General features: G+C 34.1%; 6 protein-coding genes and 1 pseudogene. 4 read left to right on the top strand and 3 right to left on the bottom strand.

What is annotated here, in order from left to right; genetic code table 11:
• From K5R64_RS10210 to K5R64_RS10200, 3 genes are all read left to right on the top strand, one after another.
• Positions 1 to 1,478: gliding motility-associated C-terminal domain-containing protein (locus K5R64_RS10210; protein ID WP_220763214.1), on the top strand; the 1,478-nt coding region annotated here is incomplete at its 5' end.
• 43 nt (positions 1,479 to 1,521) lie between these two features.
• Positions 1,522 to 2,448, top strand: a complete 927-nt coding sequence (locus K5R64_RS10205) for a type IX secretion system membrane protein PorP/SprF (RefSeq protein WP_220763213.1) — start codon at positions 1,522 to 1,524, stop codon at positions 2,446 to 2,448.
• Positions 2,449 to 2,459: 11 nt separating this feature from the next.
• A complete protein-coding gene (locus K5R64_RS10200) occupies positions 2,460 to 4,382 on the top strand; it encodes an OmpA family protein (protein WP_220763211.1) in 1,923 nt (640 codons plus the stop codon).
• Positions 4,383 to 4,477: 95 nt separating this feature from the next.
• Here the strand turns inward: K5R64_RS10200 and K5R64_RS10195 are convergent, their stop codons facing one another.
• The 3 genes from K5R64_RS10195 to K5R64_RS10185 form a co-directional block, all read right to left on the bottom strand.
• Positions 4,478 to 5,548 (bottom strand): glycosyltransferase, encoded by a 1,071-nt coding sequence (locus tag K5R64_RS10195; protein ID WP_220763210.1) that lies wholly within the window; start codon positions 5,546 to 5,548, stop codon positions 4,478 to 4,480.
• 221 nt (positions 5,549 to 5,769) lie between these two features.
• Positions 5,770 to 6,408 (bottom strand): response regulator transcription factor, encoded by a 639-nt coding sequence (locus tag K5R64_RS10190; protein ID WP_220763209.1) that lies wholly within the window; start codon positions 6,406 to 6,408, stop codon positions 5,770 to 5,772.
• A 28-nt stretch (positions 6,409 to 6,436) separates the two neighbouring features.
• Entirely contained in the window at positions 6,437 to 7,921 is a 1,485-nt protein-coding gene (locus tag K5R64_RS10185) for a HAMP domain-containing sensor histidine kinase (RefSeq protein WP_220763208.1), read from the bottom strand.
• Positions 7,922 to 8,263: 342 nt separating this feature from the next.
• Here K5R64_RS10185 and K5R64_RS10180 point away from each other — a divergent pair.
• Positions 8,264 to 11,069, top strand: a pseudogene (locus K5R64_RS10180) (hypothetical protein); the annotation flags it as partial.

The following is an 11,069-nucleotide window of genomic DNA, read 5'->3' as shown; positions in this document are numbered from 1 at the left end:
AATTGAAACAAATGCCAAGTATTTCAATCACAAAAGATGGTAAATATGAGGATAAGAATAACGATGGAATTACGAATGTAGGAGATGTAATTGTATATAATTTTGTAGTTCGCAACACAGGAAATGTACCGTTAACGAATGTTACTGTAACGGATAACAATGCTACCGTATCAGGAGGGCCAATTGCTAGTTTAGCTGTTGGCGCGGTTGACAGTACAACTTTTACAGCTGTTCATACCGTTACTCAGGAGGATATCAACAAAGGAATTGTGTACAACTTAGCTACAGCAACAGGAACACCTCCAAAAGGAACTCCAGTTACAGGAACTTCGACAGACCCAACACCTTGTGCAACTTGTCCAAAAGAACCAACTTGTTTGGATTGTACGATGACCGAATTGAAACAAATGCCAAGTATTTCAATCACAAAAGATGGTAAATATGAGGATAAGAATAACGATGGAATTACGAATGTAGGAGATGTAATTGTTTACAATTTTGTAATTCGCAATACAGGAAATGTACCATTAATGAATGTTACTGTAACGGATAACAATGCTACCGTATCAGGAGGGCCAATTGCTAGTTTAACTGTTGGTGCGGTTGACAGTACAACTTTTACAGCTGTTCATACTGTTACTCAAAATGATATTGATGAAGGAATTGTGTACAACTTAGCTACAGCAACAGGAACGCCTCCAAAAGGAACTCCAGTTACAGGAACTTCGACAGACCCAACACCTTGTGCAACCTGTCCAAAAGAACCAACGTGTTTGGATTGTACGATTGTAGAATTAGTGAGAACTCCAGCTATCAGTATTATTAAAACAGGAATTTTTAATGATGAAAATAAAGATGGATTTACACAAGTTGGTGAAACAATTACGTACCAATTTGAAATTAAAAATATTGGTAACGTTGCCTTATTTAATGTTTCGGTAACCGACTTAATGCCTGGATTAGTGCTTTCAGGGAATACGATTCCAGTGTTAAATGTTGGTCAAGTTAACACATCAGCATACACTGCGACTTATGTAATTACAAGGGATGATATAATTGCATTAGCTGTTTCTAATCAAGCTTCGGTAAGAGGTGTTGATGCTAGAGGTGCTTTAGCAACCGATGAATCCACTTATGTTGTTGACCTGCCAATAATTGGAGGTGTTATAGGTTGTGAAGTTATTCCGTTTAAAGCAGTTTCGCCTAACGGAGACGGTGATAATGATGTGTTTTATATTAGTGGATTGGATTGTTATCCTGATAATAACGTTCAAATTTATAACCGTTGGGGAGTACTTGTTTTTGAAAGAGACAATTATAACAATACTGACCGAGCATTTAAAGGAGTTTCAGAGGGTAGAGTTACAGTAAGTCAATCTACTGAATTACCTACAGGGACATATTACTATGTATTCAGATATAAGGATAGTGAAGCTAATCTTCATGAAAAAGCAGGATACTTATATTTAAATAGATAATCAAAATCATAAGAAAAACTCTTTGGATTTTAAATAGAAAAAGATGAGAAATAAATTATCAATACTGGTTTTAATGCTTCTTACAAGCATTAGCTACGCTCAACAGGATTCACAGTTTACGCAATATATGTACAATACTATGGCAGTCAATCCTGCCTATGCTGGAATGAGAGAAAAAATGAGCATTTTTGCATTACACCGCACCCAATGGGTAGGCTTGGAAGGAGCGCCTACTACTAATAATGTATCGTTACATACACCTATCAATGGGGGGAATATGGGGTTTGGTGTTTCTATTCTGAATGATAAAATTGGCCCTTCTGATGAAACGGATATAGGTGTTAATTTCTCTTACAATATTCAAACTTCAGAAAGATACAAATTAGCATTTGGATTAAAAGCTTCGGTCAATCTATTGGATATTGATTTTAATAAATTGACTTATTTGACACCAGATAATAGTTTCGAAGCGAGTATTGATAATAAATTTTCGCCCAACATAGGAGCTGGAATTTACTTTTATTCCGATAACACATATATTGGTTTGTCTATTCCTAATTTTATCGAAACCAAACATTTTGATAGATATGCAGGTAATGGCTCAGTTAGCTATATCGCTAAAGAACGTTTGCATTATTTTTTAACAGCTGGACACGTTTTTGACTTAACTGGTGATATTAAATTTAAGCCAGCCATTTTGACCAAAATGACACAAGGAGCTCCTCTGCAAGTAGATGCATCTCTTAATTTTATGTTTAATGAGAAATTTGTTTTAGGAGCAGCATACCGATGGAGTGCGGCACTTAGTGGTATGGCAGGCTTTCAAATCACTGACGGATGGTTCGTAGGATATAGTTATGATTTTGAAACAACACGTTTGGCTCATTTTAACAAAGGGTCTCATGAGATTTTCTTACGATATGAGTTGTTTAATAAATACGATCGAATTGTTTCTCCTCGATTCTTCTAAAAATTAGTTACATGAAAAATTATATATACATTACTTTTTTATTAGTTGTTTTTACTAAATGTTTTGCTCAGAAAGCTAGTGTCGCAGCTGCAGATAAAAAATACGAACGCTATGCTTATATTGATGCTATCGCTACCTATGAGCGTATTGCTGCAAAAGGATATAAAGATGAAAAGATGTTTCAAAAATTAGGAAACGCTTATTATTTTAATGCCGAATTAGGTAAAGCTGAAAAATGGTACACGGAGTTGTTTGATATGAATAAAGATCAAACCGGTGAGTATTGTTATCGGTATGCCCAATGTTTAAAATCTATTGGGGATTATAAAAAGGCCGATAAGATTTTAGAACTCTATACTAAAAAATCAGGAAACGATCAGAGAGCCAAATTATTTGCGAATGATAAAAACTATTTAGAAGAGATAAAAGAAAATTCGGGTCGTTTTGCTATTGAAGATGCAGGAATCAATTCGGGTTTTTCAGATTATGGTACGACATTTTTGGGTGATAAACTGATTTTTGCTTCTTCTAGAGAAGTAGTGGGAGCGTCTAAAAAGGTGTTTACTTGGACCAATCAAGCGTTTACAAATTTATATGCTTCAAAGGTTAGTCCAGAAGGAAGATTAGAAGAGCCAGTGCTTTTTGATAATAAAATTAACTCAAAATTCCATGAATCAACTCCTGTTTTTACTAGTGACGGGAAAACGATGTATTTCACACGCAACAACTTCATTGATGGCAAAAAAGGGAAAAACAGTGAGCGTGTAACTTTATTAAAAATCTATAAAGCGACATGGGAGGATAACGAATGGAAAAATGTAGTGGAACTACCATTCAATAGCGATGATTATAGTGTTGCACATCCCGCATTGAGTGTTGATGAAAAAGAATTGTATTTTGCCTCCAATATGCCAGGAACACTTGGACAATCGGATTTATTCAAAGTGACTATCAAGAATGATGGAACCTATTCAACTCCTGTTAATTTAGGGGTTGGTATTAATACGGAAGGTAGAGAAACTTTTCCTTTTATTTCAGGTGATAATAAATTGTATTTCTCCTCAGATGGACGTCCAGGGTTAGGAGGATTAGATGTGTATGTGGCTAAAATGGAAGGAGCTAGTTTTGGTAAAGTCGAAAATATCGGTGCGCCAATCAATGGAACACAAGATGATTTTGGTTTTTTTATGGATAGTAAAAGTAAAATAGGTTTTTTTACTTCCAATAGAAGTGGCGGAAAAGGATACGATGATATTTATAAGTTTAGCGAAATCAGATGTAGTCAGGTCTTGGTGGGGGTTATTTCTGATGTAGATACGCAGATGCCTATACCTAATGCCAAAGTGAGCTTATTCGATAGAAACAATCAAATAATTGCAACAACTACGGCTAATGCTTCTGGAGATTATCATTTTGATGTGGAATGTGGAAAAACATATACTGTAAGAGCTGAAAAGCCACGTTATGAGACTAATGAAGCATCAGTAGTGGTTCCAAATGTCAATGGTAAAACCAATCAATCAATTGCTTTGATTAAAGAAGGATGTGAGTTAACGGTTGGGGTTGATTTAGCGAAGTGTTTTGGAATCAAAATGATTTATTTTGATTTGGATAAATCCAATATTCGAAAAGATGCTGTCATCGATTTAGAAAAAATATTAGATGTAATGCAGCAGCATCCACAAATTAAGATTGATATCCGTTCACATACCGATAGCCGACAAACATTCAAATATAATGAGTCATTATCAGACCGTAGAGCAAAATCTACAAGAGCATGGTTAATCAGTAAAGGGATAGATGCTAGCCGATTAACGGCAAAAGGATACGGAGAGTATCAGCTGATTAATAAATGTGCTGATGGTGTAGATTGTACTGAAGAAGAACATCAGTTGAACCGTCGTAGCGAGTTTATAGTGATTTCTATAGACTAAATTCAACCGATATTTAGTATAAAGGTCATCCCCGTAGGGTGGCCTTTTTTTGTTTAAAAAATATAAGGAGTAAGAGAAATGATATGTTTTAGATATTAGGTTTTTTTAAAAACCGAAAAAAAATCGCTCCAATTGGTTGTTTGCTTGATTGTGGTAAAGCCACGGTAAAAAGCAGTTCGATTTAAATCCTCGATTGTAAAAGTATCTTGATTGCTGTAAGGGGCAACCTTGTTCGTTGCGAGGTGTTGTGCTAAGTATTCTTGTTCAAATTGACCAGGGGTAGGAATAAAAAAAGCTTTTTTTTCAAGCTGCGCTAAGTCCATAATTGAGCTATAACCTGAACGACAGAGTACAAGTTCACTCTCATTAATGGCACGTTCCAATTGTGATGAAGACATGTAATTGTAAAAAGTGGTATTTCCTAGTTGTTGTTTAGTTTGTGTAGAGGTGACTAAACCTTGAATGAATAAAATTTTTCCATTGTACTTTTTAATTTCATTCCTTAGTTTGGACTCCAACATACTTCTTTGGGGTTCAGGTCCAGATAAAATAATCAGAAGTTGGTATCGAACAGGATAGTGTTGTTTCTCAAATCGACTGAGAGGGTTTAAGTATTTTATGTTCAATTTTGAGGTAGTATGATGACTCAATTTCCCTGCTAATGTGTGTGTGTCTTCATAATCAGGGACCCAACATTCGTCGTATTTTTTAATAAAATATTGGTGCCATTTAGTGCTAAGCCAAGTGGTATTCCCAGAAAATACATTTAATTGATGGGTCATATAAACACAAGGTTTTGATCGGGTATAACAGCCGAGACGATTGTCCGAAATAACCCCATCAATTTGATAAAGCGGAATCCATTCTTTTATTAACTGGTTTTCTTTGTATATCGCCGCTAGCATTCGAGGCGATTTTTGAATCATCTTCCACTTAAAGTGATTTTTGTTTTGAGGATATTGTATTTGGTAGGAAGGGAGTTCTAGGTGTTGAAGGTTTGGAAATTCTTTTTTTAATAAAGCTAAAGCGACACCGTCAGAGGCAATAAGAGGGGTGTAATGATGTTCCAGTAGTTTTTGTATAATGGGAATGCATCGTGTGGCATGACCAAGTCCCCAATTTAAAATAGCGATTAAAATTGTTTTAGTTTCTTTCTCGGGAGGCATGGATTTTATTTTATCCGAAGATACTAATTGTTCTATAAATAACAATCTGAAAAATGACCTGGTAAACTAAGGGTAAGGGTAAAAATGTTTTACAATGGCACATACTACGCTTTTTAGAAAAAACAACTGCCATTAAAATAGGAGTGGGATGGTATTGTTTTAATCAAAAAAAACAGTGGTATTTAAAAATGTTTTTTTTGATTACAAGTAGGGATGAAAAGTTAGCTGTTCAATCCATAGGGTTTGTTAAATAAATTGATGAGCTCCACAATGTTTTTTATCCTTAGTTTGTTAAAGATTTTATTTTTATGCGTGCTAACGGTCGTAAGTTGGATGTTCAATTTATTAGCGATTTCGATGTTTCCATCTCCTTTGATGAGTAAAGCGGTGATTTCTTTTTCTCTTTTGGATAATTTTTCTAGGGGGTCTGAGGTTTCTTTATTCGCAGTAGTTCGAATTAAATCTGTTAAAATTTTATTAGTTAAATAATTACCAGTTTTTAGAACCAAGTCAACCGCGGTAGTTATTTTTTTCTTATCACTTAGTTTGTTTAGATAACCATTGGCACCAGCTATAATATAAGGGCAGGCATGAGTTTCTTCATTATAAACGGAAAAAATTAAGATTTTCACCTCAGGTTGTATGTTTTTTATTTCTTGAATCATTTCAGTGTTTTTACTTCCGGGGATGTTAATGTCTAAAATGATTAAATCCATTTTTTTTTCTTCCAGTAGTTTTAATGTGCCTTTATAATTTTCGGTGGTTGAAATGTTAAAATTTTTGAACTTTTCCTCTAGTATAATAGAGACACCTGTTCGTACTACTAAATGATCATCTACAATTAATACTTCTTTTTGCATACTTTTATATTTGAATTAGTGGTTCTTTTTAAGTAAGATTTAGTTTAATTGTTACTGTTGTACCTTCATTTTCAATGCTCGAGAAATAAATTTCTCCTTTGAGTATTATAAGTAATTCCAGTACCAGATGTAGCCCTATTCCATAGGTGCTTAATATTAATTTTTCGGAATCCCGATTTTTAAATAAATTGACATAATAATCAATAATATCTTGATTCATACCAATCCCAGTGTCTTGAACCCAATATACAAGCTGTTTGTTTTCTGTTTTTGCACCTATTTGAATCGTGCCGTTATGAGTGTGTTTTACAGCATTATCGAGTAAGTTATGAATTATAATGGAGATAATTCTGATGTTGACAGTGGAATCTAAATTTTCATCAGTTAAATTTATGATATTAGTTTTATTATTTTGAGCAATTTCTTCAAAAAATGTTTTTTTGTTTTCTATTAAGTTATAAACAGAGTAAGGTTTTTGTTCGTAGTTTTTTTCTTCAATATATATTTTGGAGTATTGGATTAAGGTTTTGGTAAAATCATAAAGTTGGGATGATGATTTGTAAATTGAAGTGGCGTATTTATGCGTGGTAGAATCTTTGTTTTTTTTGGTGCTATTGGTCAAATGTTTGGCAATTAACTGGATGTATTTTAAAGGACTCCTGATGTCATGACTAATAGTTCCAATGATTTTTTTATGCTGAATAATTTCAGTAGATAAACTTTCTTTTGTTTTTTCTAGGTCTTTAATTATAACTTGTAATTGTTTTTTTTGAATGCTTAATTTTTGTTTTGAACGAAGCAAGTTCTCAATCATTCTGTTGTAATAAAACGTAATTGTACCCACAATTATTAAAATAAAAAGGGTATTGACTAGAAAAAGATAATTCTTAATACTACGCGTGCCATCACCAAAGGATTGCGAAAAGGCATCTTGGTTAATCGTGATTTTACTATTTAAGATGTTAATGTCTTTAAGGATTTGTAATTTATCTGTGTCTTTCAATAAGTTTTCTTTCTTTTTTTGATAGAGACTTTCACCAATTAGATACAGTTTCCGATTCAATATGTCTCCTTGTTTCCATTCTCTAACCGCTTTTTTAAAAAAAGGAACCGACTGAAAATTTTTATACAACCAAATCATATCCTCTAAATCATCTTCATCATTAAGTCCAGCTTTAAAACCTGCTCTTACAATAGAATCATCAAGACCTTTATCCAAAGCGATACGTGCTGTTTCATCCCCTTGTGGAATACTCAAGTTTTTTTTGAAGTTTATCCAATAGATTTCATCTGATGTGAATAAATACGAAATTAAATTACGAGTCGCTTTATTGTGCCCTTTAGAATAATGTGATTCACCATTGATATAAGCTCGTGTTGCTGATAAGGTTTTGATGGTGTAATAATTTACTATTATCAATAATGAGCTTGATATAAACAAGGTTACTGCTATTGATTTATAGTGTATGGTTTTGAAATTGGTATAGCTTGATGTCGTTTTTTTATTTCTCAATGTAAATAGATGTAGATAATGTATGTTTTTTTGATTAGAAAAACACCAGTTTAGAACAAAATGTTTTAAAATTTGGGAATTAACCAAATATAACAAACAATTTCCTCATAAATATGTAAGAATTAGTCCATTTTGTACTCCATTTTATTTTATTTCTTTATCGGTTAATCTTTATTGTATTGTAGGTTTTTGTTTATGGTTTTGTTTAGGAGAATCCTTAATGGATAGGCTAATTTTGTGAATAGTTCATGATTATTTACTGAAGTTCGTTATTCTCTAGCCTTTATTTGACTATTTGAAAAAGGAAAACGAACGTGAAGTTATCATTTAAAGCTTTGAATTATGAGAAAAAATTACGTTCTATTAAAAAATGAAAATAGAAATCCTCTAGGGACATTAACAAAAAAACTAAGTAACTTATTATTGGTTTTCGGGATTGTTTTATTGTCGTTGGATTCCTATAGTCAATGCAACTCTGAAATTCCCACGCCTTTTATTACTTCTAATTTTGACGGTTTAAGTGTAAGTACTTCAGAGTCAGGTGTATGTACTTCATTATTAGGGTGCGGCATTTCTAATGGTTCCAATTTAATTGACAATTCACTTTCAAATTATGCAACAGTTGATTTTGGAATTAGCGTAGGAGCTACACAGCGTTTAAAAGTTACTGATGCAAATACCGTTTATACAGCGGGTTCATTTGCAGGATTTAGAATAGGTCCTAGTGGCGGATTGCTTTCGTTAAGTTTATTAAATGGAGTCACCATTCGAACATTCCAAGCAGGGGTTGTCAAAGAAACATTTTCAGGGAGTTCGTTATTAAGTTTAAGTTTGTTATCGAGTCCGGGAGATTATATAGTAGGTTTCAACACCTCTACTTCATTTGATGCCATCGAAATTGTATTTAACGGAGCAGTTAATTTATTGAATTCTGTTCGAGTTTATCACGCAGTTTTAAGGGAATATTGTGTGGGTCTCCCTTTAGATTGTAATGCGCAAACAACAATGAACTTGCCTACTTATCCTGTAATTATCAATCAAGCAAATACGGGTATTTCAGGAATTGGAGTAGGAAGTGTAGAGAATACCGAAAATGCCATTAGCTCTTCTTCAAGCGATTATGCAACTATTAATTTGACAGTAGGAATATTGGCTTCGGGGAGTTTAGCCATAAAAGATCAAATAACCGATTATCCGGCTGGAACCTATGCAGGTTTTGAGGTTGAGAATACTAATTTAGTAAGTGTTTCGGCTCTAGGAAATGTTGTGGTTTCGACCTATAGAAATGGAATTTACCAAGAAGAATTCTCAGGTAGTAATTTGCTCGTGAATGGGGCGGTTTTAAATAGTAGTGGTCGTTATAAACTGGGTTTTGTAACGACCAAAGGCTTTGACGAGGTGAAGTTATCATTGAATCAAACACTAGGGTTAAACTTAGGAACAACTAGAGTGTATGGGGCTGTTTTTCAAAAATTTTGCGCTGGACCTGATTTAACCTGTAATACAAAAACGGCAGTTTCCGCACCTGAATATCCTGTATATGTGAATGGGGAGCATACAGGTATTGGTGGTTTAGCCTGTGTATTGTGTACCATTTCTAATCAAGATAATTTAGTGGATCAAGATGCTAACAATTTTGCTGAAGTGAATTTGTCAGTAGGTGTAGGTACTAATGGTAGTCTCTCTGTAAAAGACCAAATAACCGATTATCCAGCAGGAACTTTTGCGGGTTATAGTATTGAAGCGCCTTCTTTATTAAATGTGAATGCATTTGATGCCATAACAATAAGAACCTATCTTAATGGAAGTTTACAAGAAACAAAAACAGGTAATGGAGCTTTAGTTTCAGTAGGAACAAATTTATTGGTAGGAACTAGTAAGCAAACGGTTGGTTTTGTTAGTACGATGCCGTTTGATGAAGTACAAATAACTTTAGAAAACTTAGTTTCGGTTAATTTGGGTACGGTAAAAGTTTATAATGCCGTTTTCCAAAAATTATGTGACCCTATCGTAGAATGTAATAAAACGTATGAGTGGTCTAATCCAGCATTTCCAGTAGTAGTAAATGGGGATAATACGGGTATAGACAATTTAGCGTGTGTGGCTTGTGCTGTAAATAATACCGACAATTTGATTACAGCTAGTACTACTGATTTTGCTCAAATAAGTTTAACAGCGGGTGTGTTAGCCACGGGTTCTGTAGCTGTAAAAGACCAATTGTTTACTTATCCACAAGGTACTTTTGCTGGTTTTAGAATAAGAGACTTAAATACGTTAATTCAATTAAATTTATTTCAATCTTTAACGGTTGCAACTTACAATAATGGTGTATTGCAAGAAGCTAAATCAGCAGGTGATTTAATCAACTTGACACTGTTGGGAGATCCAATTTTAGGTTCTGGACCTGGTGTGTATAATGTAGGTTTTAGTGCGAGTCTTCCGTTTGACGAAATAAAATTGACTGTTGGTTCAATCGCTAGTGTTATTAATACAATCAATGTATATGGTGCTTTCGTTAATACTTCAAATAGCGATGGTGGTAGTTTACTTTGTAACTCTTCTTCAATTACGGTTGAAAAAGAGGGTATTTATGTAGATGATAATGGAGATGGTATTGTAAATGTAGGGGATAAAATTGAATATACTTTCGATATAAAAAATACAGGATTTGAAACCTTAACAGCAATTTCGTTAACGGATAATAATGCGACTGTTTCAGGAAGCCCAATAACATCCTTGGATGCAGGAGCAAACGACACTGGTACTTATACCGCTTCGTACAATATTACGCAAGCAGATATTGATGCAGGAGTAGTATATAATTTAGCAACAGTAACCGCTTCAACTCCTTTTGGGACTACCGTTACAGCAAATTCAACGGATCCCACACCTTGTGCAACTTGTCCAGTCAATCCAAGCTGTTTGACTTGTACAGCCACAGTGCTGACTCAGTCTCCTGAACTATCCTTTGTAAAAACAGGGGTATATAATGGAGATCCTTTGAAGGCACAGGTAGGGGATAACATCACCTATACCTTTACGGTAACTAATACGGGTAATGTTACGGTAAGTAATATCGCAATCAGTGATGCCAAATTAGGTCTTACAAATTTAGCTTTGACACCAAGTACATTGGCACCAAATGCAG

This window comes from Flavobacterium sp. UMI-01 (genome assembly GCF_019656315.1).
In the GTDB taxonomy this organism is placed as follows: domain Bacteria; phylum Bacteroidota; class Bacteroidia; order Flavobacteriales; family Flavobacteriaceae; genus Flavobacterium.
Note: the sequence above shows the minus strand (reverse complement) of the source record. Positions and strands in the feature narration are given on the sequence as shown.

Coding starts and splice junctions, on each gene's coding strand:
- K5R64_RS10205 (WP_220763213.1), top strand. CDS start 1,522: ATGAGAAATAAATTATCAATACTGGTTTTAATGCTTCTTACAAGCATT.
- K5R64_RS10200 (WP_220763211.1), top strand. CDS start 2,460: ATGAAAAATTATATATACATTACTTTTTTATTAGTTGTTTTTACTAAA.
- K5R64_RS10195 (WP_220763210.1), bottom strand. CDS start 5,548: ATGCCTCCCGAGAAAGAAACTAAAACAATTTTAATCGCTATTTTAAAT.
- K5R64_RS10190 (WP_220763209.1), bottom strand. CDS start 6,408: ATGCAAAAAGAAGTATTAATTGTAGATGATCATTTAGTAGTACGAACA.